The 287-nt window shown below is 66.9% G+C and carries 1 protein-coding gene; it reads left to right on the top strand.

Features of this window, described 5'->3' with window-relative positions:
• On the top strand, positions 1 to 287 hold a 287-nt coding region (locus MW695_RS22360; RefSeq protein ID WP_247107626.1), incomplete at both ends, for an AAA domain-containing protein.

Below are 287 nucleotides of genomic sequence, written 5' to 3' on the forward strand. Positions count from 1 at the left end.
CGGAGGCGCTGGCATCGGTCGTCGCCGATCGAGACCAAGTGGATGAAGCCGTGCGCGAGTCTGGTCAGGACGTTTCCACCGACGACGGCACAGCCGACCGACTGATGATGCCGCTGCCCACAAACGCCGAGCAGGAGCGCATCGCTCGGCAGCTCGCGACATCGCGTGGCGTGACGGTGCAGGGCCCACCCGGGACCGGGAAGTCTCACACCATCGTCAACCTCGTCTCGCATCTCGTCGCGCAGGGGAAGCGCGTGCTTGTCACCGCAGAGAAGGAGCAGGCGCTC

This window comes from Halalkalibacter sp. APA_J-10(15), from assembly GCF_023017105.1.
Lineage (GTDB): Bacteria > Bacillota > Bacilli > Bacillales > Bacillaceae_D > Halalkalibacter.